The sequence below is a fragment of the Virgifigura deserti genome, from assembly GCA_003576685.1.
Classification (GTDB): Bacteria; Pseudomonadota; Alphaproteobacteria; order Dongiales; family Dongiaceae; genus Virgifigura; species Virgifigura deserti.
The window spans coordinates 62,398-82,570 of record QOZR01000004.1 but is presented as its reverse complement, the minus strand read 5'-3'; the positions used below and the strand labels follow the sequence as shown (position 1 = coordinate 82,570).

At 65.5% G+C, this 20,173-nt stretch carries 24 protein-coding genes; 8 read left to right on the top strand and 16 right to left on the bottom strand.

The window, feature by feature from the left end:
• Positions 1-10: 10 nt before the first annotated feature.
• The 5 genes from DT069_RS08155 to DT069_RS08130 all read left to right on the top strand — a co-directional run bounded on the left by DT069_RS08155 (position 11) and on the right by DT069_RS08130 (position 2,800).
• Entirely contained in the window at positions 11-751 is a 741-nt protein-coding gene (locus DT069_RS08155; RefSeq protein ID WP_119459810.1) for a class I SAM-dependent methyltransferase, read from the top strand.
• 336 nt (positions 752-1,087) lie between these two features.
• A complete protein-coding gene (locus tag DT069_RS08150; RefSeq protein ID WP_119459809.1) occupies positions 1,088-1,411 on the top strand; it encodes an ArsR/SmtB family transcription factor in 324 nt (107 codons plus the stop codon).
• Positions 1,408-1,818 (top strand): SRPBCC family protein, encoded by a 411-nt coding sequence (locus DT069_RS08145; RefSeq protein ID WP_119459808.1) that lies wholly within the window; start codon positions 1,408-1,410, stop codon positions 1,816-1,818. The genes DT069_RS08150 and DT069_RS08145 overlap by 4 nt, the downstream gene beginning before the upstream one ends.
• A gap of 117 nt (positions 1,819-1,935) precedes the next feature.
• Entirely contained in the window at positions 1,936-2,166 is a 231-nt protein-coding gene (locus DT069_RS08140; RefSeq protein ID WP_162913052.1) for a hypothetical protein, read from the top strand.
• A gap of 187 nt (positions 2,167-2,353) precedes the next feature.
• The gene (locus DT069_RS08130) at positions 2,354-2,800 is read left to right on the top strand and encodes a DUF1801 domain-containing protein (RefSeq protein WP_119459806.1); all 447 of its coding nucleotides are present in this window, start codon (positions 2,354-2,356) and stop codon (positions 2,798-2,800) included.
• A 44-nt stretch (positions 2,801-2,844) separates the two neighbouring features.
• Here DT069_RS08130 and DT069_RS08125 read toward each other — a convergent pair whose 3' ends face one another.
• The 13 genes from DT069_RS08125 to DT069_RS08065 form a co-directional block, all read right to left on the bottom strand.
• Positions 2,845-3,609, bottom strand: a complete 765-nt coding sequence (locus DT069_RS08125) for a cephalosporin hydroxylase family protein (protein ID WP_119459805.1) — start codon at positions 3,607-3,609, stop codon at positions 2,845-2,847.
• Positions 3,602-4,423, bottom strand: coding sequence for an NAD-dependent epimerase/dehydratase family protein (locus tag DT069_RS08120; RefSeq protein WP_119459804.1), 822 nt, complete (start codon positions 4,421-4,423; stop codon positions 3,602-3,604). The genes DT069_RS08125 and DT069_RS08120 overlap by 8 nt, the downstream gene beginning before the upstream one ends.
• Positions 4,420-4,908 (bottom strand): acyltransferase, encoded by a 489-nt coding sequence (locus DT069_RS08115; protein WP_119459803.1) that lies wholly within the window; start codon positions 4,906-4,908, stop codon positions 4,420-4,422. The genes DT069_RS08120 and DT069_RS08115 overlap by 4 nt, the downstream gene beginning before the upstream one ends.
• Complete coding sequence (gene rfbC, locus DT069_RS08110) at positions 4,902-5,444, bottom strand: dTDP-4-dehydrorhamnose 3,5-epimerase (protein ID WP_119459802.1); 543 nt, start codon at positions 5,442-5,444, stop codon at positions 4,902-4,904. The genes DT069_RS08115 and rfbC overlap by 7 nt, the downstream gene beginning before the upstream one ends.
• Complete coding sequence (locus tag DT069_RS08105) at positions 5,441-6,739, bottom strand: methyltransferase domain-containing protein (protein ID WP_119459801.1); 1,299 nt, start codon at positions 6,737-6,739, stop codon at positions 5,441-5,443. Before DT069_RS08105 ends, rfbC begins: the two co-directional genes overlap by 4 nt.
• The gene (gene rfbG / locus DT069_RS08100) at positions 6,729-7,832 is read right to left on the bottom strand and encodes a CDP-glucose 4,6-dehydratase (protein WP_119459800.1); all 1,104 of its coding nucleotides are present in this window, start codon (positions 7,830-7,832) and stop codon (positions 6,729-6,731) included. The genes DT069_RS08105 and rfbG overlap by 11 nt, the downstream gene beginning before the upstream one ends.
• Entirely contained in the window at positions 7,796-8,692 is an 897-nt protein-coding gene (gene rfbF / locus DT069_RS08095; protein WP_425450098.1) for a glucose-1-phosphate cytidylyltransferase, read from the bottom strand. Before rfbF ends, rfbG begins: the two co-directional genes overlap by 37 nt.
• 64 nt (positions 8,693-8,756) lie before the next feature.
• On the bottom strand, positions 8,757-9,254 hold the full coding sequence (fliW, locus tag DT069_RS08090) for a flagellar assembly protein FliW (RefSeq protein ID WP_119459799.1): 498 nt from the start codon (positions 9,252-9,254) through the stop codon (positions 8,757-8,759).
• A gap of 50 nt (positions 9,255-9,304) precedes the next feature.
• Positions 9,305-10,270, bottom strand: coding sequence for a flagellin (locus DT069_RS08085; RefSeq protein ID WP_119459798.1), 966 nt, complete (start codon positions 10,268-10,270; stop codon positions 9,305-9,307).
• Positions 10,271-10,279: 9 nt separating this feature from the next.
• Complete coding sequence (gene flgK / locus DT069_RS08080) at positions 10,280-12,031, bottom strand: flagellar hook-associated protein FlgK (protein ID WP_119459797.1); 1,752 nt, start codon at positions 12,029-12,031, stop codon at positions 10,280-10,282.
• A 33-nt stretch (positions 12,032-12,064) separates the two neighbouring features.
• Complete coding sequence (locus DT069_RS08075; protein ID WP_119459796.1) at positions 12,065-12,523, bottom strand: hypothetical protein; 459 nt, start codon at positions 12,521-12,523, stop codon at positions 12,065-12,067.
• Positions 12,524-12,534: 11 nt separating this feature from the next.
• Complete coding sequence (locus DT069_RS08070; protein WP_119459795.1) at positions 12,535-12,852, bottom strand: rod-binding protein; 318 nt, start codon at positions 12,850-12,852, stop codon at positions 12,535-12,537.
• Entirely contained in the window at positions 12,852-14,000 is a 1,149-nt protein-coding gene (locus tag DT069_RS08065) for a flagellar basal body P-ring protein FlgI (RefSeq protein ID WP_119459794.1), read from the bottom strand. Before DT069_RS08065 ends, DT069_RS08070 begins: the two co-directional genes overlap by 1 nt.
• A gap of 347 nt (positions 14,001-14,347) precedes the next feature.
• Between DT069_RS08065 and DT069_RS08060 the strand changes: the two genes are divergently transcribed.
• The 3 genes from DT069_RS08060 to dksA all read left to right on the top strand — a co-directional run bounded on the left by DT069_RS08060 (position 14,348) and on the right by dksA (position 17,555).
• Positions 14,348-16,447, top strand: coding sequence for a methyl-accepting chemotaxis protein (locus DT069_RS08060; protein ID WP_119459793.1), 2,100 nt, complete (start codon positions 14,348-14,350; stop codon positions 16,445-16,447).
• 148 nt (positions 16,448-16,595) lie between these two features.
• A complete protein-coding gene (locus DT069_RS08055) occupies positions 16,596-17,006 on the top strand; it encodes a flagellar assembly protein FliX (RefSeq protein ID WP_119459792.1) in 411 nt (136 codons plus the stop codon).
• 132 nt (positions 17,007-17,138) lie between these two features.
• Positions 17,139-17,555 carry an RNA polymerase-binding protein DksA gene (gene dksA, locus DT069_RS08050; RefSeq protein ID WP_119459791.1) on the top strand — a complete coding sequence of 139 codons (417 nt, stop codon included), beginning with the start codon at positions 17,139-17,141 and terminating at the stop codon, positions 17,553-17,555.
• A gap of 76 nt (positions 17,556-17,631) precedes the next feature.
• On the opposite strand, the gene flgH is transcribed toward dksA, so the two are convergent.
• Genes flgH through flgG form a run of 3 tightly spaced genes read right to left on the bottom strand, consistent with a single transcriptional unit; the run spans position 17,632 to position 20,171 of the window.
• A complete protein-coding gene (gene flgH, locus DT069_RS08045; RefSeq protein ID WP_119459790.1) occupies positions 17,632-18,387 on the bottom strand; it encodes a flagellar basal body L-ring protein FlgH in 756 nt (251 codons plus the stop codon).
• A 10-nt stretch (positions 18,388-18,397) separates the two neighbouring features.
• The gene (flgA, locus tag DT069_RS08040; RefSeq protein ID WP_119459789.1) at positions 18,398-19,372 is read right to left on the bottom strand and encodes a flagellar basal body P-ring formation chaperone FlgA; all 975 of its coding nucleotides are present in this window, start codon (positions 19,370-19,372) and stop codon (positions 18,398-18,400) included.
• A 13-nt stretch (positions 19,373-19,385) separates the two neighbouring features.
• Positions 19,386-20,171 (bottom strand): flagellar basal-body rod protein FlgG, encoded by a 786-nt coding sequence (flgG, locus tag DT069_RS08035; RefSeq protein WP_119459788.1) that lies wholly within the window; start codon positions 20,169-20,171, stop codon positions 19,386-19,388.
• Positions 20,172-20,173: the final 2 nt, after the last annotated feature.

The following is a 20,173-nucleotide window of genomic DNA, read 5'->3' as shown; positions in this document are numbered from 1 at the left end:
GGATCAGGCGATGAAGAACTACGTTACGTCGGTTTTCTTTGGCGTCCGCAACCATCTGTCGTTCTGCGAGGGGATACAGCGGTCGCTCAACGAGCTGCCCGGAACAGGCATCTTCGCCGGCGACAACCTGTTCACCTTCAGCCGGAATCTGAGCTTCCTCGATGACGACGCCTTCATGGACGCATTTCGCAAGAGTGCGCGGACAGACATCGAGCAGGCCGTGATCTGGCGGACCTATGTTCTGGCCTGGGCTGCAAGGCGTGGAGTTAATATCGACGGCGATTTCGTCGAGTGCGGCTGCTACAAGGGCGTTTCCGCGCGCATCCTGGCCGACTATCTCGACCTGCAGGCGACCGGCAAGGCGTTCTACCTGTATGACCTGTTCGAACATTCCTCGGACATGGACCATGGCGCCATGCCGGAACATGGGGCTGGACTGTACGAACAGGTCGTCGCGCGGTTTGTCGACCTGCCCAACGTTCATGTGACGAAGGGATCGGTTCCGGAGGTCCTTGTGGAGAAATCGCCCGAGAAGATCGCTTTCCTGCATGTGGATATGAACAGCGCCACGGCGGAACTGGGAGCGCTCGAAACCTTGTTCGACCGCGTCTCGCCCGGCGCGTCGATCGTTCTGGACGATTATGGTTGGGCCTTCTACCGCGACCAGAAGGTGAGAGAGGACGCCTTCTTCGCCGCGCGCGGCTACCAGGTGCTCGAACTGCCGACGGGGCAGGGCCTCGTCATCAAGTAAAGCCTGGGCGGTGTCAACTTTGAAGCGCAACGCTTAATGCCGATTGAAAAATATTCCGCTGGAATACTTCCGCGGGGGTCAGGCAGTTCAACACTTTGCCCGGCCGCTCGTTGAGTTCGCTCGCCATGGCGTCCACCTCCTGTACCGTCGTGTCCACGGATCACCCGCGACAGCTCCCGCGCATCGACCGCCTTCATCGACCGCGGTCTGACGGTGCGCCCCACATCGCCGGGGCTCCCGTGACGAGGATCACTGTGCCGCTCCACGTTCCTGCTTGACTCACACATAACTCGTCGGTTATTGGTGTAATCAATAACCGACGAGTTATCGATTGCGATGCCACAGCCCCACGATATCCTTTTCAGAACGCTCGCCGATCCGACGCGACGGGCCATCTTCGAGCGGCTGTGTCGCGACGGAGACCAGACGGTCCGCGCCCTGACGGCTCAGGCCGGAGTCTCGCAACCGGCCGTCTCAAAGCATCTCGGGGTCCTGAAGCGGGCCGGGCTGGTGCGCGACCGCCACGAAGGTCGCCAAACGCATTATAGCGCGCAGCTCGGCGCCTTGGCCCCGCTGATCGACTGGACAAGCCAAATGGCGGGTTTCTGGGAGAGCCGGTTCGACGACCTCGAAGACCTACTGAAAAGGATGGATCAATGAACGAAACGTCCACCGAAACGCTCTCCGTCGTTGTCGAACGAGAGATACCCTATCCGCCGGAAAAGATCTGGCGCGCGCTCACGCAATCGCACCTGATCGAGGAATGGCTGATGAAGAACGACTTCAAGCCAGACGAGGGTCACCGCTTCAATCTTAGCGCAGACTGGGGCGCGGTGGACTGTCAGGTGCAGACAGTCGAGCAGAACAAAACGCTGACTTACACATGGGATACCAAGGATCTCAGGAGTGTCGTCACCTGGACGCTCACCCCTACCAGCACGGGGACCCATCTGCGCATGGAGCAATCGGGCTTCCGGCCGGATCAGCAGCCGTACTACGGGGGCGCCAAGGTCGGGTGGCCGCGGTTCTTTACGGCCCTGGAGCAGGTCTTGGCGCGGATGGACTGAAGCCTGCCGGCACAACTCAAAGCTGGGCCCCGTCGACAGAGCGGCACATATCGCGAAGGTGAAAAACGGAGGAGATACAATGAAGACCAATTCGGCTTGTCTTCAGAGGAGGTTCAATTGAATTGGAGCAAGTGGATTCGGCAGATCCACCGCTGGCTGTCGATCATCTTTACGGCGGTCGTCGCGGCCATCTTCATTGCCTTGGGCGTCGGGGAGGAGCCCGCAGAGTGGGTGTATTTCCTGCCGCTGCTCCCGCTCGCCTTGCTCACGATCAGCGGTCTGTACTTGTTCGCGCTGCCATATGCCACCAGGTGGCGCGGCGCGCGACGCATCGGCGGAGAGGCGTGAACACAATGTCCGGCAAGACGCCCGAGAAGTCGGGAGTCCAAGCACAAGGACGTGCGCTACCTCGATATCCACGAGAACGGGCTCGACGAAGCGCAGTTCGCCGCTTGGGTGAAGCAAGCCAGCCAATTGCCCGGCGAACGATTGTGAGCGGCGAGCGACAACAACCAGGAAGAAAGCGACAACAACCATGAAGAAGAGCGGCGCGGAGGAAGAAGAAGGAGCAGCCTCTCCCTCTCAGCTGATAGATGCGAGAATCAAGGAGCTGAGTGATTGGCGGGGCGAGACGCTCGCTCGGATCCGAAGTCTCATCAAGCAGGCCGACTCCGAAGTGGTCGAGGAGTGGAAGTGGAGAGGGGTTCCGGTGTGGTCGCACGCCGGAATCATCTGCACCGGTGAGACATACAAGAGTGCCGTGAAGATGACCTTCGCCAAGGGCGCCTCGTTGGAGGACCCTTCAGGCCTCTTCAACTCCAGCCTCGAAGGCAACACCAGGCGCGCCATCGATTTCCATGAGGGCGACAAGATTGATGAAAAGGCGTTGAAGGCGCTCATTCGCGCCGCCGTGGCGCTGAACACGTCGGTGCGAGCTACCGCTCGCCCCGTCCGCTCTCAGAAGAGACCAAAGAGCGCTTGACCCGGCAATCCATGGAGCCGGCGCACCCCCCTCGACCTGGGTGGCTACCGGACTCGCTTCAGCCAGGCGCCCGGCCAGTAGGTCACCATCTCGGTGACGTTTCCCTCGTTGAACGGGAAGGCCGGCGGCTCGATGACGAAGTCGTCGCGGCGGGCGGCGAAGTCGGCCGCCGCCTGGGTCGGGTTGTTCCAACTCCAGTCCGGCTCCGTCCGCGGCCCGCCGGCGACGAGCTGCATGATGCCGTCGCAGGCGACGATGTAGGAGCCAACCGAAACCAGGCCGCTATAGGCCTCCAGCTCGTCCAGCACATGCTGCTTGCTATGGTTGGAATCCAGAATGACGATCGCGGTCTCGCCCGGCGCGACGAGGGATTTCACCTGGCGCACGGTTTCCGGCGCGGTCGAACTCCCCTCGATCAGCGTAATGAAGTCGGCCAGCTCGTGGCTCTCGATCGCCTGTCGGTTGTGCGGCCGGATCTCGATGTCGATGCCGATGATGCGACCATGCTCCATCGCCTTGCACAGGCCGGCATAGAAGATCAGCGACCCGCCATGGGCGACGCCCGTTTCGATGATGACGTCCGGTTTCAGCCGATACAGCACCTCCTGCAGCCGGATCATGTCCTCCGGAAGCTGGATGATCGGCCGACCCATCCAGGAGAAGCCGTAGACATATTTGTTGTCCCAGCCGCAGCGCAGCCAGGCTTCCGAGACGATCGAGAAGGCCTCGCGGGATGCAAGCGGCACGACGGTCTCGCCGTCGCCATCCGCCACGGCGACTGTGCCGGCCTCGAGATCGATCTTAATCACAGGCGATCAGCTCCTCTTTGACGTTCTGCACCAGCCGGTCGAGTGCCTCCATCAGGCTGCCCGGGGCGAAATCGAACTCGCGGCGAACCCGGTCGATGCGGATCGGCGGGAAGACCGGGGCCGGTGCGTCGGGCGCCACCGACAGCTGGCAGCTTGTGAGCTGCTGCAGCCGGTCGATGAGCGTGCCGTTGCTGATATTGGCGCCGCTGGCGAGATTGTAGAGGCGCTCCTGCCCGGCCTCGGCGATGCGTGTCAGCACAGGCACGACGTCGGCGATATCGACATAATCCTTCGCTGCATCGCGCCCGGTGCGGAGCCGGACGGCGCCGCGGCCGACCGCCTCGCGCATGACAGCGGCGAGGAAGTTGTCCTCGGGCATGCCCGAGCCATAGACGTTCGACATGCGGACGACGCGGGTGCCGGCCCGGCCTGCGGCGAAGCACAGCGCCTCGCCCGCGAGCTTCGACAGATTATAGAGGTCGTCCGGATCCTGCGGATTGACCGCGATCGAAGCCTCTTCATCCCCCGACGGCAAGCCGCGATAGACGCGCGTGGAGGAGAGATAGAGGAACGAGTCGAACCGTGCCCGGCGAAGGACCTCCTTCAGTAGGCAGACATGCGCCTCGATCGTGTCGAAGGGGCGCTTGCGAAAATCTGCGGTCAGGCCGATGCAGTAGATCACATGGCCGAGCGGCTGCGTGAAGATCGATCGGTCGCCGCGCTCGGGCGCGAAGCACTCGGCGCCGTTTTCCTGGAGATGGCGGACCAGATGCGATCCGATGAAGCCGCCGGCGCCGAAGACAGTGAAGCTCATGTTCGATATCCAATCGTGCGTGCCGGGCTGCCGACATTGATGGAGTAGGGGGGGAGCTCGCCCCGGACCAGCGCGCCGGCGCCGACGACGCAGCCGTGCCGCAGGCAGGCCCCGTCGAGCAGTACGGCATTGGCGCCGATCCAGACGTCGTCCTCGATGAGGATGCCGCCGCGGCTCGGCAGGAAGCCCTGCTCGCGGATCGGCCGGCTGCGGTCGCGATAGGCGTGATTCACCGGCGCCAGCGTGCAATTGGCGGCGATGGCGACACCGCAGCCGATGGTCACGCCATTGCCGAGATAGATGACCGTGCCGGAATTGATCACGCTGTTACGGCCGATGCGGAGATCGCCGCTGCCGCCGGCCGGCTTGACCTTGACGAAGGAGTCGATGACGACGCCGTCCTCCAGGACGATCCTGCTGCCGCGGACAGAGTCTTCGATATCGGCCAGATGCGATATCCGCGCGCTGTCCGCGACGATCAGCACAGCTCCGCCTCGAGCAGCGGCAGAGCCTGGTCGCGCTCCGAGATAATTCGCCTGTCGGCCTGCGGCCAGGCGATGGCGAGTTCCGGGTCGTCCCAGCGGATGCCGCGAGCGAGCTCGGGGCGATAGGGCGCCGAGATCTGATAGAAGACCTCTGACTCGTCCTCCAGCGTCTGGAAGCCGTGGGCGAAGCCGCCCGGCGCGTACAGCATCACGCCGTTCTCGGCGTTCAGCTCGGTCGCGAACCAGCTCCGGTAGGTCGGGGAGGCGGGGCGCAGATCGACGATCACGTCGAAGATGCGGCCTCGGACGCAACGGATCAGCTTCGCCTCGGCGCCGTCGCCGGTCTGGTAGTGAAGCCCCCGCAGCGTGTCGCGGTGCGGATTGAACGAGGTGTTGCACTGGCTCAGATTAGTGTCGAGGCCGAGTTCCGCGAACTCCCGCGCGCACCAGGTGCGCGCGAAATAGCCCCGCTCGTCCTCCAGCCGCTCCGGCACCACGAGAAAGGCGCCGCGCAGTCCCGTCTCCCGGAAAATCATGCCATCACCCGCAGTGCCGGGATGGGAAAGACGAAGCGTCCGCCCCAGTCGCGAATGAAGCTCATCTGCTCCATGATCTCGTCCTTCAGGTTCCAGGGCAGGACCAGGAGATAGTCCGGCCGCGTTTCGCCGACCCGGTCCGGATGGTGGATCGGAATCTGCGTACCGGGCAGGTGAAGTCCCTGCTTGTGGGGGCTGATATCGACCACATAGTCGAGAAAGTCGGTGCGCACGCCGCAATAGTTCAGCAGCGTATTGCCCTTTGCCGCCGCGCCATAGCCGACGACGCGCTTGCCGGAGAACTTCGCTTCGACCAGGAAGCCGAGCAGCCCGCGCTTGATTGTCTTGATCCGCTCGGCGAAGGCGCCGTAGGTCGCGATCTGGTCGAGCCCGGCGCCGCGCTCGCGCGCGCGCATCTCGCCGACACGGCGGCTGATCGCCCCCGAAGAGTCGCGGTGCCGCGCGAAGATGCGCAGCGAGCCGCCATGGGTCGGAAGCTCCTCGACATCGAACAGCGCCAGCCCATGCGCGGCGAAGATCCGCTCGACCGCGACAAACGAGAGATAGGAGAAATGCTCGTGATAGATCGTGTCGAACTGACCCTGTTGGATCAGGTTCAGAAGATGCGGGAACTCGACGCTTAGCACGCCCGACGGGCGCAGCGTGATCGCCAGGCCGGCGACGAAATCGTTTATGTCGGGGACATGCGCCAGGACGTTGTTGGCGACCAGCAGGTCCGCCTGCTGCCCGTTCGCCGCGAGGGTCCGTGCCGTTTCGACGCCGAAGAACCGCGTCAGCGTCTGAATGCCCTTGGCCGAGGCGACCGCGGCCACGTTGGCGGCCGGCTCGATTCCGAGAACCGGGATCCCGCGCTGCTGGAAGTACTGCAGCAGATAGCCGTCGTTGCTGGCGATCTCGACGACCTGGCTCTGGCCGTCGAGGTCGAACTGCTCGATTGCCTGTGCCGCGAAGCGCCCGGCGTGACGCAGCCAGCTTTCGGAGAAGGAGGAGAAATAGGCATAGTCCTCGAAGATCTCCTCGGGCGTGCAGAGCGCCTCGAGCTGGACCAGGAAGCATTGGCTGCAGACATAGGCGTGCAACGGATAGAACGGCTCCATCCGGCGCAGATCGGCCGGGCGCCGATAGGCGTTGGCCAACGGCATCATGCCGAGGTCGGCGAAGCTCTCCACCAGCGGCGCCCGGCAGAACCGGCAGGCCGGCCTTTCGGGGCTGGGGGACGCGGCGCTGGCGGTTACAATATCCGGCGCTGCGGCGGTAGACGAGCTAGGCTGCATCTGAGAACTCTTCAATCTGCTGAAAGGTGAGGGCGCGGACATCGCCGTTGCGGCGCTGTGTCCGATACCAGGAAATCGAACGGTCGAGCGCCCGCTCGACGGTCCAGACGGGTTGCCAGCCGAGCAGGCTGACGGCCTTCGTCGAGTCGACGGCGAGCAGCCGCGCCTCGCGCGGCGTCGCGCGGTTGTCGAGATGCCAGCGCGCGCCGTCGCCCCAAAGCCGGACCAGCTCGTCTGCAACCCATTCGACAGACCGCGTGTCGGCCGAGGCTGGCCCGAAGTTCCAGGCGCCGGACATCGCGTCGGGCGCCGCCGCCAACCGTTCGGCCAGCGTCAGATAGCCGGCGACCGGCTCCAGCACATGCTGCCAGGGCCGTGTGGCGCGCGGGTTGCGCAGCCGGAGCGGCTGGCCGGAGTCGAAGGCCCGCACCGCGTCCGGCACGAGCCGATCTTCCGCCCAATCGCCGCCGCCGATCACGTTTCCGGCCCGCGCCGTCGCGATGCCGGTCGCGCGGCCGGCCTCGAAGAAGGCGCAGCGATAGGCATTGGTCACCAGCTCGGCGCAGGCCTTGCTGGCGCCGTAGGGCTCATGGCCGCCGAGGCAATCCTGCTCGCGGTAGCCCCAGACCCATTCGCGATTGTCATAGACCTTATCCGAGGTGACGACGACGACGCTGCGCACGCCGTCGAGCCGCCGGACCGCCTCGAGGAGATGAACTGTTCCCATGACGTTGGTCGAAAAGGTTTCGACGGGTTCCGCATGGGCCTGCAGGACCAGGGGTTGGGCGGCGAGATGGAACACCACCTCCGGGCGCGCCGCCGCCATCGCGTCCGCCAGGCGTGCGGCGTCGCGGATGTCGGCGATGGTGGAGCCGATCTCCCGGTCGAGCCCGACCGCCTGAAAGACGCCGGCGGACGGCGGCTCCAACGCATAGCCAGAGACCTGCGCGCCCAGCCGCGCGAGCCAAAGGCTGAGCCAGCCGCCCTTGAACCCGGTGTGACCGGTGACGAAGACACGGCGACCGCGCCAGAACGTCCGGTCCCCGAATGCCCGGTCTATGCCGACAGCCGGTGCCGTTCCCAAATCCGCCATGGTGCTTGGCCGCTGGTCCAGAGTTCGTTCAGCAGGCACATCTCGCGATAGGTGTCCATCGACTGCCAGAAGCCGTCATGCTGATAGACCGCGAGCTCGTCGCGCCGCGCCAGATCCTCCAGCACGCCGACCTCGAGGGAGATGTTGTCCGCGGCCGAGAGGCCGTCGAAGGCGCGGCGTTCGAAGACCATGAAGCCGCCATTGATCCAGCCTTCGGTGACCTGGGGCTTCTCGTTGAACGACTTCACGAGGCCGCCCCGGATCGAGAGCTCGCCATAGCGGGAGGAGGGGTGGACCGCGGTCACGGTCGCCGCCCGGCCGGACCGCCGGTGATGCGTCAGCAGGGCGTCGAGATCGACATCCGACAGGCCGTCGCCATAGGTGGCGAAGAAGCTGCTCGTGCGGAGATAGGGCAGCACCTGGCGCAGGCGCGACCCGGTCAGCGTGTCGGCCCCCGTCTCGGCCAGCACCACCCGCCAGTCCTCGGCGGCGCCGTTGGACAGGGTCTCGATGCCGCCGGTTCGCAGATCGACGGCGAAGTCGCTGCTCCGGATCTGATAGTTGAGGAAGTAGTCGCGGATCGCGTCGCCCCGATAGCCGAGGCACAGCACGAAGTTGCGCACGCCGAAATGGCTGTAATGCTTCATGATGTGCCACAGGATCGGGCGGCCGCCGATCTCGACCATCGGCTTCGGCTTGAACTCGGTCTCCTCGCGCAGCCGCGTGCCCATGCCGCCGCACAGGATGACCGCCGTCATCTCGTGCAGCCGAACGATCTGCCGGTCTCCCGGCTCGCGGCGGTCGGGAAGGCCGTCCGCAGCCGTCGTGGTGGTCTCATCGCTCGGTCGCATGGCCGACATGATCCCCTCCGCCGCTTAACAACGGTTTAAGCTCGCTAACCATGATGCGTGATGCCGCCTCCGGTCAGAGCGGATGCCGGACCGAATAGGCGGGGTTGGGCAGGACGATCTGGCGTGCCATCCGCCGCCGCACGTCGAGCATGACCGGCGCGCGGAGGTTCACGGTCATGGCGCTGCCGTCCGGCGTCTGACGGACGGTGACGATCAGCAGGACGAGAAGGTCGGCCGGCGGAATACCGGCCGCGCCGCAGGCCTCATCGATATCCGGCTGCTCGATCAGGCTGCTGTCGCGGCCTGTCGGCACGACCACGAAGGAAACCGCCGGGTCCGCCATGCTCTGCAGCAGCCGGAACTGCGCCAGGCGCGGGTTCGGCAGGTCGAGGAGCGCGAAACTGCGATGCTCGGCGAAGCCGAGCGGACCCTGCGGCATCTCGATCAGCGCCTGGGGGCTGCAGGTAATGGGGCCGAAGCGGGTTTCCACCGTGACCTCTTCGGAGGCCTGCGGCGGGGCCACGCCGTGGCGTGGCGCGGGATTGGGCATCATTGCTTCAGAAGCATTCATGAAGAGATCTCCTGGTTGTTCCGACCAGTGGGAGAGGGGCTGGACGGCGGTTACCTGAGGAACTGCGCGAGCGAGAGCTGACTGAGCCGCGACAGCGTCATGTACGACGCCTCCAGCTGTGTTTCGCTGGCGCTGAGCCGCGTGAGCGCCTCAGCCGGGTCGACAAGCTCGAGGTCGCCGATGGTCTGCTCGGTGAAGAGGGTGAACTCCTCGAGACGCTTGTTCGCCGACTCGATCGACCGGCGCGAGGAGCCGATCAGGGTGCGAAGGTCGGCGAGGTCATGCGTGATCGGGTCGGCGCCGAGCGCGGTGTTCGGCTGCTCGGTACCCAGCGCGGTGTTGACCAGCGCCAGCGCCGTTTCAAGGGTTTCTTGGTCGGCCGGCGTGCCCGACAGCTCCACGTAATGCATCGCGCGCAGGATATATTCGAAGGCGTCCTCGTCGGCGGTGATGCCATAGGTAACCGTCAAGGCCTCATCGGCTTCCGTGCTCAGCTTCACCTGGTCGCCCTTGTAGTACTCCTCGGCATATTGAGTGAGCGGCGGGGTCAGGGGCAGGACCGGGGGTGTCCAGCCCGTGAGCTCGACCGGTTGGGTGTCGGTTCGCGACCCGGCGAACAGATACCGCCCGTCCTGCTCGACGTTCAGCAGGCCGGCGATCTCCTGCTTGAAGTTCGCGGCTTGGTTGGCGATCGCCATGTCCTCGTTGTTGTTGCTGTTGAGCGCGTTCACGAGCAGGGTGCGAAACTGCGACGTGGCGTCGAAGATCTGCGCAAGGTTGGTCTCCATCGTCTCCAGCCGCCGGTCGATCTGGTTGTTGTTGGCGGTGAACTGCGCCGCGCGGGCATGCGCGGTTTCGAGGTTGACGAGGCGCTGCGCGTCCGCGGCGATGCCGTGATAGTCGCGCGATTTCTGGCCGCTCGAGATCTGGATCGACAGATCGAGCACCTGGCGCTGGGTGTTCAGGGTCTGCCCGAGCGTCAATTGATAATGTGCGAAGGAGGCGATCCGGGTCATCAGTGGCTCCTATCGGCCCATGTTGGTCAGAACGTCGAACATCTCAGCGGCGGTGCTGATCATCCGCGCGGACGCCGCATAGGCGTTCTGCAGCACGATGAGGTTCGAGAGTTCCTCGTCCATGTTGACGCCGCTCAGCGAATCCGCCTTGAAGTTGAGCTCGGTGTGCAGCGACTGCTGGAAGCTCAGCTGATCGGTGACGTTCGCGTAGTTCGTGGAATTGGTCGACAGAATCGATGTCGCATACCCGCCGAGCGTCGTGCCGGTCTGCGAAAGCCCGCCCGCCGCCGCGAACGTCAGCTGTTCTGAGAACTTGTCGGCAAGCCGCTGGGCGACGGTGTTATCGCCGGCGGAGACGTAATATTCGAGGGTCACTGTGTCCTGCTGCAACGCCCCGCGGGAGACGAGGTGCGGATTGGCGACGATGTCGCTGCGCACCGAAAGGACGCTGGCGAGATCGATCCCGGCCGGGTCGTCGCCGACGAAGAAGTCGTTGAGATGCAGAAAGTCCGAAAGGTTCGTCGTCGGCGCGCCGCCGCCGGGATCGACGGTGCCGCCGCTTATCACTACGCCGAAGCCGGCGCCGTCGACCGTGACGATGCCGCCGGCCTCGGTCGCCGAGCCGCCGGATCCGCCGAGCGCCGCGTTGATCGCGGCGGCGAACCCCGCGGCGTCGAGTGTGCCCGGTGCGGGCATGGTAGCGGTGAAGGCCTGCGTCCCGTCAGGGTTGACCAATGCGATCTGTACCGGTCCGGTGAAGGATGCGGCGGTTCCCGCCTGGGCCCGGCTGCTGGTCAGCGTGGTCGCCGCGGGCAGGCCGGTGCCCTCGTTGTGAATCCGATTGACTTCGTCGCGCAGCATCACCGAGAGATTGTTGATCTGGGCGGTCATGTCCGGCAGCGTCGAATCCCGCATGTCGATCAGTGCGGCGATGCGTCCGGATCGGATTTCGTTGGTGATGTCGGCGCCGCCGAGATCGATCCCGGTGATCGGCCCGGGGTAGGTGAAGCCGGCCGTCATCGACGATGCTGGGGTATGGCTCAACGGCTGCACGTCGCGGTCGAGCAGGGCGCGGCCGTTGCGGGTGAAGATCACCATCTCGCCGTTGTCGCGGGTGAAGTAGCTGATGTCGATCTGTTCCGAGATCTTGTCCAGCGCGATGTCGCGCTTGTCCTCGAGCTCGGCCGTCGGCTCGTTCAGGATCGTGCTGCGGGTGATCTTCTCATTGAGCTCGTCGATGATCTCGAGCTGCTCGTTCACCGTCGCGACGGCGTTCGCGATCTCGTTGTCCGCTTCGAGGCGGAGCGTCTGGATGTCGCTCGACATGGTGTTGAGCTGCCGTGCGACGGCCTTGCCGGCATCGACCACGCCAAGGCGCTGCGACATGCTTTCGGGATTGGCGGCGAGCGCCTGAAGCGCCGTGGAGAACCGGCTGATGGAGGCGCTGATGGAGCTGTTCGACTCCGGAGTGCCGAACATGTCCTGCATTCGCGCGAAGTAGGAGTCCTGCACTTGCAGGCCGCCCAGCGTCCCGGCCGTGCTGCGCACCTCGCGCAGCAGATGGTCGTCGACGATGCGCTCGATGTCGGTCAATCGGACGCCGGCGCCGACATTACCGATGACCATGGCCTCCTGGCTGACGATCTTCCGGGTGTAACCAGGCGTGTTCGCATTGGTGATGTTGTTCGACGTCACCTGGATTCCGGCCTGCGTCGTCTGCAGGCCGGTCAGCGCGTTGAGAAGGGCGATGTTGAGGCTCATGCCGGACCTTCCGTCGTGCCGATTTCGAAGCCGTTAAAGCTTCTGGTTAACGGTCATGCAGACCGGTGGCGCTGCACCGGCCGAGCGATGGCTGCCGGGGGGTGCGCCCGTTGCCGCTCCGGTCGCTGTGTAGCCTGCCGACCGGCCGCGCTTCTGCTCGACGGCGTCGACGATCGCCCGCAGCACGCGGTCGTGGGCGGTCTTGACCGCCTTGAGCGCGCGGGCGTTCTCCGTCAGCACGTTCTGGAATCTCTCGGTCGCCTGGATCAGCTCCTCGCGAAGCGCCTGGCTGACGACCTCGTCGCCCTCGGCTGCCGCGTTCAGCGCCCGTAGATGCGCCTCATAGGCATCCGCCAGCGCTGTCTTGTCGAGCTGCAGCGCACCGATGTCCTGCGGCCGCATGGCGTGCAGAAGCTCGATCTCCCGCTCCATGCAGGCGATCAGCCGCGAGGTGATGGCCAGCAGTTCGCCGACCCGATCGGTCTTTGTCATGGATCCTGAAGTCATTGCTGTTGAACCTCCTGAAGTCTCAGGATTTCCTTTTGGACCATATCGCTGATGCCGATTCCGCCGCTTCGGGCGATCGCCGCCCCGTATTCCTGGAACAGCATCGAGCGGTAGACCCCCTCGGCCTGGCCGCCGCCGAACAGCGGGTCGGGCTCCACGCCGGCGAACATGTGCTCGACAACCTGCGACAGGAAGAATGCCTCGAATTTCTCGGCAGTTTCCCGCGCCTCCTCGGGGTTGCTGGTCGTGCGCGGCTCCGGCGCCTTCGTGGCGCCGCGGATCACGCTCGTGTCGAACGGCAGGGCTGTATCCATTATTGCACCTCGATATCGGCTTGCAGGGCGCCCGCCGCCTTGATCGCCTGCAGGATCGAAATCATGTCCCGCGGCCCCACGCCGAGCGCGTTCAGGCCGTTGACGAGCTCCTGCAGGCTGACTCCGGACGGCAGGACGGCCAGCCTGCGCTCGTCATCCTCGTCGACTTCCACGTCGGTGCGCGGCACCACCACCGTCGCCCCCGCATCGGCGAAGGGACCGGGCTGGGAAACCTGGGGCGTCTCGGTGATTCGGATGGTCAGGTTGCCCTGGGCGATCGCGACCGTGCTGATCCGCACATCGTCGCCCATGACGATCACGCCGGACTGCTCGTCGACGATGACGCGCGCGACCTGGTCGGGTTCGACGGGAAGCTGCTCGATGTCGGTCAGCAGCGCGACCATGCTGTTCGGGTAGGTCGGCGGAATCTCGACCTGCACGGTTCCGGGGTCGCTGGGCTGGGCCGTGCCCGGGCCGATCTCCCGATTGATCGCCTCGGCGATGCGCCGGGCCGTCGTCAGGTCCGGATTGCGCAGCGAGATCTTGACGCTGCGCATGCTCGCCATCTCGAAAGCGAGTTCGCGCTCGACGATCGCCCCGTTCGCGATCCGACCGCTCGTCGGCACGCCCTTGGTCACGGACTGGGCGGAGCCCTTGGCGTCGAAGCCGCTCACCGCGATCGGCCCTTGGGCGACGGCATAGACCTCGCCGTCCGCGCCCAGCATCGGCGTCACCAGCAGGGTGCCGCCAAGCAGGCTGTCGGCGTCGCCGAGGGCCGAGATCCGCACGTCGATCCGGCCTCCCTGGCGGGCGAAGGGGGGAAGGGCGGCGGTGACCATGACCGCCGCCACGTTCTCCGTGTCGAGGTCGACGTCCCGTGCATTGACGCCCAGCCGCTCGAGCATGCCGATCAGGCTTTCGCGCGTGAAGACGGCCTTGTCGAGGCTGTCCCCGGTGCCGTTCAGCCCGACCACGAGGCCATAGCCGACAAGCTGGTTTTCCCGGACCCCCTCGAAATCCGCGATGTCCTTGATCCGCGACGCTGCCTCGGCGGATATCGGCTGGCACAGGCCGAGAATCAGCCCTGCCACCGACAGAAACCGGCGGGTCACCGCTTGAAAACGTCGCGAGGTAAAGCCGAAAGGCATCCGTATGTCCCAAAACGATCGCATCTGTTCGACAGTTGTCTAGCGAAGGGCATGCCAGGACGCAGTTCGGCCTAAACTGGCGGAAAACCGCGGAATGCGGACCGGGCTGGGAGGAGTGAAGGCAGGCTTGCCGGGCCCTCTCGGGCAAAGACTGCCGACTTTGCGGCAGAAATTGCCGATTAATTGAGGTCCGGTGACATTTATCATAAGCGCGGTAAAAAGCAGGCGCACAAGTATTGTGGATGAATGTTTGGAATGATTTCGAGTTGGCCCTTAACTAAAAATAAAGCATTATTCTGCATCATTTTATTATTTTGCGTAATTCTCATTGCTGCGGGGAGTGATAGGTGGTCCAGCGCTTTCGCCTTTCCAGCCTTCTGACGATCGGGATCAAGGCAAGGATTCTCGTGGCGATGATCGGCCTGACCGCCGCCGCGCTGGCGGCCGTGTCCGGGTTGACGGCGGTGTTCGCCGGCCGCATGGCCGAACAAAACGCCATCGAATCGGCGGAGGCGCTGTCGGCCCATTATGGAAGCGTGGTTGGAGCCGAGCTGAACGCCGCACGGAGCACGGCGGAGCATCTCGTCAACGCCTTCACCTCACTGAAGGGCGCGGGCATCCTGAACCGGAACGCCTATAATTCCATGCTCCGCCGCGAGCTTGAGGCGAATCCTGGCCTCCTGGGGACCTGGACCGCTTGGGAGCCGAACGCCCTGGACGGGGCTGACAGCGCCTTCGTGAACACCGAAGGCCATGATGAGACCGGACGCTTCGTGCCCTACTGGAACCGTGCATCCGGAGAGATCAAGCTGGAGCCGCTGGTCGGTTACGACCAGCCTGGAATCGGCGATTACTACCTCGTCACGCGCGACGCTGGCCGGACCGTGATTCACGACATCTATGACTACGAGATCGACGGTAAAAGGGTATTGATGACCTCGATCGCTGCGCCGATCACCGACGAATATGGAGTCATCGGCGTGGCCGGCATCGATCTTGCGTTGGATGACCTGCAGGCGCGGCTGTCGACGATCCGGCCCTATGAGGAGGGCTATGTCACGCTGATCAGCAACACCGGGCTGATCGCCGCGCATCTGGACGCCGCCGCCCTCAACAAGGACATGACCGCGTTCGGCTTCTCGCCGGCGGCGAAGCAGGCGGTGGCGCGAGGCGAGGGCTTTCAGCGGCTGGACGCGGTGGCGCTGGGCGGTGAGGAGGCGCTGCGGGTGCTGGTGCCGATCGAGTTGGGGGCGACGGGGACGCCGTGGTCGTTCGCGGTGACGATCCCGCTGACCCGGGTCTATGCCGCGGCGGACGCGCTGCAGCGGACCGCGCTGGCGATCGCCGCGGTCTGCCTGGCCGGGGCCGGCGCGGTGGCGTGGTGGCTCGGCGGCGGGATCAGCGGCCCGATCCAGCGGATGACCGCGGCAATGGGTCGGGTCGCGGCCGGCGACCTGGCGGCCGAGGTGCCCGACGCCGGGCGGGCCGACGAGATCGGCCGGATGGCCCGCGCGGTCCAGGTGTTCAAGGACAACGCGGTCGCGAAGGCGCGGCTCGAGGCCGAGCAGGCTGACGCCGCGACCCGCGCCGCGGCGGAGAAGCGGCAGACGCTGGCGCAGCTCGCTGGCGGTTTCGAGACGAGCGTCAAGGCGATCGTCGACGGGGTCTCGAGCGCGGCCGGGCGGATGCAGGCGACGGCGCAGTCGATGTCGACCACCGCGGGCGCGACCAGCCAGCAGGCGGCCAATGTCGCGGCCGCCGCCGAGCAGGCCTCGGCCAGCGTCCAGACGGTGGCGAGCGCGGCCGAGGAGCTGACCGCCTCGATCGGCGAGATCGGCCGCCAGGTGGCGCAGTCGACGACGATCGCCGGCGAGGCGGTGGCCCAGGGCCAGGCGACCAACCGGCAGATGCAGGGCCTAGCCGAGGCGGCGCAGAAGATCGGCGCGGTGCTGAGCCTGATCTCGGAGATCGCGGCGCAGACCAACCTGCTGGCGCTCAACGCGACGATCGAGGCGGCGCGCGCCGGCGACGCCGGCAAGGGCTTCGCGGTGGTCGCCGGCGAGGTCAAGAGCCTGGCCAGCCAGACCGCCAAGGCGACCGAGGAGATCGCCAGCCAGATCGCCGCGATCCAGGCCGAGACCAGCGAGGCGGTCGGCGCGATCCAGGCGATCACCGCGACGGTCGAGCGGATGAGCGAGATCGCGACCTCGATCGCCGCGGCGATCGAGGAGCAGGGTGCGGCGACGCACGAGATCTCGAACAACGTCCAGCAGGTCGCCACCGGCGCCGCCCAAGTCTCCGCCAACATCGCCGGGGTGACCGAGACCGCCGGCACCACCGGCCGCGCCGCCACCGAGGTGCTCGACGCCGCCGGCGCGCTCGCCCAGCAGTCCGCCAGCCTGCAGAGCGAGGTCGACAACTTCCTCGCCGCCGTCCGCGCCAGCTGAACGCCAACCCAACTCGGCTGGCATAGGGTCCGTTGCGGCCTTGCCAGTCGGGCCGTTCACCTTGTCAAGCCCCGTTAATGCAGCGTCTGTTAAGGACTTCTTAACTGCGCGCCTTCTAAGCCTTTTTTGTGATTGGTCGAGGCAGAACATGAAGATCGACCCCGCCGCTCCTCAGCGTCCGGCGACGGTGCGCCGGACGGGCACCGCCGGTCCGGCGCGGTCTGGCGGATTCGCGAAGGCGTTGGCGGAAACCGCCGACTCCGGAGGCATCAGCGGCACCGCGCCTACGGGCGCGCTCGGCGCCATGCTGGCCGCCCAGGAGGTGCCGGACGCGACGGAGGGCCGTCGCCGGGGGCGGCGGCGTGGCGAGGCTCTTCTCGACCATCTCGAGGAGATCCGGGTCGGCCTGCTGCTCGGCGCCATTCCGCTGGGCCAATTGCATCAACTCAGGACCCTGCTGCAATCGGCGCGCGGCACCATGGGCGACCCCCGTCTCGAGGAACTTCTTGATGAGATTGAGCTCCGCGCCGCCGTCGAGCTTGCAAAGCTCACGCGATAGGTCAGGCACTGCCGCTACTTTCTTTTTGTTTCAAACAGATGTTGCGCGTGCTCAGCGCTTTGTCGGACTTGCGGTGGAGGAGAAATTTCATATACTCCGCGGCGGTTTGATTTGCGTGGTGGTTAGCGCCCTATGAAGCCATTGCTTCCCCCTGACTACCGTCCTTCCGAGGACGAGCCTTTCATGAACCCGATGCAACAGGAGTATTTTCGACAGAAGCTCCTGGCGTGGCGGGCCGAACTGCTGCAGGAGTCGAGCGAAACGCTTCACCATCTGCAGGAGGAGAGCCTGGCCGAGCCGGACATCGCCGATCGCGCTTCCCTTGAGACGGATCGCTCACTGGAACTGCGGACGCGCGATCGGGAGCGCAAACTGATTGCCAAGATCGATGACGCCTTGCGGCGGCTTGAGGACGGCTCCTACGGCTTCTGCGAGGAAACCAGCGAGCCCATCAGCCTACGGCGTCTCGAGGCACGGCCGATCGCGACGCTCAGCGTCGAGGCGCAGGAGCGTCACGAACGGTTGGAACGGACCCACCGCGACGACTGAGATGCGGTGGGCTTGATAACGGTCCAAGGGAGCCGACCTTCGTATGAAGGTCGGCTCCTTTTCGTTTCGGGTGCGATCAGAACGGGAAGATGATGTCGAACACCTGTTGGCCATAGCGCGGCTGCTGGACATCGGAGATGTGGCCGCGACCGCCATAGGAGATTCGCGCTTCGGCGATCTTGTCGTAGGGAACGGTGTTCGTCGAGGTGATGTCCGCCGGGCGGATGACGCCGGCGACGAAGAGTTCGCGGACCTCGTAATTGACCCGTACCTCCTGACGGCCGGATAGAACCAGATTGCCGTTCGGCAGCACCTGGGTGATCAGGGCGGCGACACGCAGGTTGATATCCTCTTCCCGGTTGACGGCGCCGGCGCCGCTCGAGCTGCTGTCGGATTCGGCCTCGACCAGGTTCGACGCGTCGGCGTCGCCCGGCAGGACCTTCTCCAGCGTCGACTCGAGGCCGAGCAACGCGGGCAGGCTGGCGCCTTCGGCCGCATCGCGGCTTCGGCTGGTGCGATTGTTCAGCTTCGCCTCGTCCTCGATATTGATGACGACCGTCAGGATGTCGCCGATCTGGCTCGCCCGCTGATCCTTGAAGAACGCCCGGCTGCCCTGACGCCAGAGGGAGTTCGCCTGGCGCTCCTCGGTGATCGGTGCCGGCATCGGCAACGCCACCGGCTGGTAGTTCGGCAGGGCCGTGGGATTCTGGATCGTCGTCAGCGGCGGCTGCATGCCGACTTGGGACAGGCGGGAAGCGGCATTGCAGCCGGCGAGCGCCGAGCCGATCAGCAGCAGGGCGGCGAAAGAGCGGGTCTTGCGGAACGGAGACATCGGTCTTCTCCTAGTTTGAGCCCGTCGGCACACCGCTGGTGACGACGGCGGTGTCGGAATCCACCACCATGGCGTGGATGATCCGGTTGCTATCGGTGTTCATCATGCGGATCAGGTCGCCCTCGGCGCCGTCCTGCATGGCACGCGCCTTTACCGTCAGTGACAGGTTCGGGTTCTGCAGCACCATCGTTACGATGCTGCCCTTCTCGACCAGGATCACGCGCTCCACTTCGGTCTTGCGAATGGGGTGGCCGGGATGCAGCGGACGACGCGGCGACTTACCTGCCAGCCGTTCGGGGTCGACCAGGGTGCTGGACGTGACGCGGTCGGCGCGCACCAGGCTCCACTCGAGGTCGGCCTCGCGGATGACCTCGCCGGGTGCAAGGCGGCGAACCGGCACCGGTACCTCGACCAGGGCGAAGATCCGGCCGGAAACCGTGGCCCGCGCCGCCACCGGCCCATCCGCCGGCGCGACGACGGACGCCGCGAAGCGTCCGCTCGCCCGATCGAGGGCCAGCTTCTGGATCTTCACCGTCGGCACGACATCGACCGGCAGGTGGAAGCCGATGCCGCTGGCGTCGAGCGCGACCTCGATCGGTCCCTCGATCCCGTGCGCGGCGGCGGCGGCGGCCAGGGCCTGCCTGATCTCCGACGCGCCCACCCTCTGGCTGGCCCGGCCGACCGCCACCTGCGCGAAGCGGGAGTCCGGTTGCCAGGGCAGGCTGTAGGTACGCGCCAGGGCCGAGAGCCAGCGCGCATCCAGAACGATGCTGGCGCCCGGGGCAGGAGCGCGGGCGACTGCCGTGTCGCCGTTCTTCAGGGCGCCGTCGAACAGGTCGCCGAGGCGGATCACCGAATCCTCCACCAGCACCGACGACCGCAAGGCGAGCGGCGCTGGCATCGGCATGTCTTCCATAGCCGAAGCCGTGCCGGAGAGGCCGGCAAGAAGCGCGGCGAGGAGGAGACGTCGAAGCGAATAGCTCATGCGAATCAGCGCCCTAACGCATCTGTGAAAGCGAGCCCATCATCTCGTCGGAGGTCTGGATGACCTTCGAGTTCATTTCGTAGGCGCGCTGTGCGGTGATCAGGTTGGTGATCTCGGACACCACATTGACGTTCGAGGTTTCAAGGAAGCCCTGCTGCAGGGTCCCGAAGCCCTCCGATCCGGGCGTGCTCACGATCGGCGGGCCGGAGGCCGGGGTCTCGAGCAGGAGGTTGTCGCCGATCGCCGACAGCCCGTCCTCGTTGGCGAAGGTAGCCAGCTCGAACTGGCCGACATTTTGCGGTGCGACCGCGCCTTCGAGCGTGATCAGCACTTCACCGGTGCCGTTGATCGTAATGGAGGTCGCATCTTCCGGAACGGTGATGCCCGGCAGGACGGGATAGCCGTCGGCGGTCACGATCATCCCGTCTTCGCTGCGCTGCAATGCGCCGGCCCGGGTATAGCCGATCTCGCCGTTCGGCATCTCGATCTCGAAATAGCCGCGCCCTTGAATGGCGACGTCGAGTTGGTTGTCGGTGATGATCATGTTGCCCTGCTCGGAGATGCGGTAGACCGCGGTCGGCTTGACGCCGACGCCGACCTGCACCCCGGCCGGCACGATGGTGCCGGCGTCGGAGGAGGTGGAGCCGACCCGCCGCAGATTCTGGTAGAGCAGATCGGCGAACTCGGCGCGCCGGCGCTTGAAGCCGGTCGTGTTCATATTGGCGATGTTGTTGGAGATGACCTCGACATTGAGCTGCTGGGCCAGCATTCCGGTCGCCGCGATATTGAGCGATCTCATGT

Excerpts from the sequence above, each read along its gene's own strand:
- DT069_RS08155 (WP_119459810.1), top strand. The coding sequence starts at position 11 with ATGAAGAACTACGTTACGTCGGTTTTCTTTGGCGTCCGCAACCATCTG.
- DT069_RS08150 (WP_119459809.1), top strand. The coding sequence starts at position 1,088 with ATGCCACAGCCCCACGATATCCTTTTCAGAACGCTCGCCGATCCGACG.
- DT069_RS08145 (WP_119459808.1), top strand. The coding sequence starts at position 1,408 with ATGAACGAAACGTCCACCGAAACGCTCTCCGTCGTTGTCGAACGAGAG.
- DT069_RS08130 (WP_119459806.1), top strand. The coding sequence starts at position 2,354 with ATGAAGAAGAGCGGCGCGGAGGAAGAAGAAGGAGCAGCCTCTCCCTCT.
- DT069_RS08120 (WP_119459804.1), bottom strand. The coding sequence starts at position 4,423 with ATGAGCTTCACTGTCTTCGGCGCCGGCGGCTTCATCGGATCGCATCTG.
- rfbC (WP_119459802.1), bottom strand. The coding sequence starts at position 5,444 with ATGATTTTCCGGGAGACGGGACTGCGCGGCGCCTTTCTCGTGGTGCCG.
- DT069_RS08105 (WP_119459801.1), bottom strand. The coding sequence starts at position 6,739 with ATGCAGCCTAGCTCGTCTACCGCCGCAGCGCCGGATATTGTAACCGCC.
- rfbG (WP_119459800.1), bottom strand. The coding sequence starts at position 7,832 with ATGGCGGATTTGGGAACGGCACCGGCTGTCGGCATAGACCGGGCATTC.
- rfbF (WP_425450098.1), bottom strand. The coding sequence starts at position 8,692 with ATGTCGGCCATGCGACCGAGCGATGAGACCACCACGACGGCTGCGGAC.
- fliW (WP_119459799.1), bottom strand. The coding sequence starts at position 9,254 with ATGAATGCTTCTGAAGCAATGATGCCCAATCCCGCGCCACGCCACGGC.
- DT069_RS08085 (WP_119459798.1), bottom strand. The coding sequence starts at position 10,270 with ATGACCCGGATCGCCTCCTTCGCACATTATCAATTGACGCTCGGGCAG.
- flgK (WP_119459797.1), bottom strand. The coding sequence starts at position 12,031 with ATGAGCCTCAACATCGCCCTTCTCAACGCGCTGACCGGCCTGCAGACG.
- DT069_RS08075 (WP_119459796.1), bottom strand. The coding sequence starts at position 12,523 with ATGACAAAGACCGATCGGGTCGGCGAACTGCTGGCCATCACCTCGCGG.
- DT069_RS08070 (WP_119459795.1), bottom strand. The coding sequence starts at position 12,852 with ATGGATACAGCCCTGCCGTTCGACACGAGCGTGATCCGCGGCGCCACG.
- DT069_RS08065 (WP_119459794.1), bottom strand. The coding sequence starts at position 14,000 with ATGCCTTTCGGCTTTACCTCGCGACGTTTTCAAGCGGTGACCCGCCGG.
- DT069_RS08055 (WP_119459792.1), top strand. The coding sequence starts at position 16,596 with ATGAAGATCGACCCCGCCGCTCCTCAGCGTCCGGCGACGGTGCGCCGG.
- dksA (WP_119459791.1), top strand. The coding sequence starts at position 17,139 with ATGAAGCCATTGCTTCCCCCTGACTACCGTCCTTCCGAGGACGAGCCT.
- flgH (WP_119459790.1), bottom strand. The coding sequence starts at position 18,387 with ATGTCTCCGTTCCGCAAGACCCGCTCTTTCGCCGCCCTGCTGCTGATC.
- flgA (WP_119459789.1), bottom strand. The coding sequence starts at position 19,372 with ATGAGCTATTCGCTTCGACGTCTCCTCCTCGCCGCGCTTCTTGCCGGC.
- flgG (WP_119459788.1), bottom strand. The coding sequence starts at position 20,171 with ATGAGATCGCTCAATATCGCGGCGACCGGAATGCTGGCCCAGCAGCTC.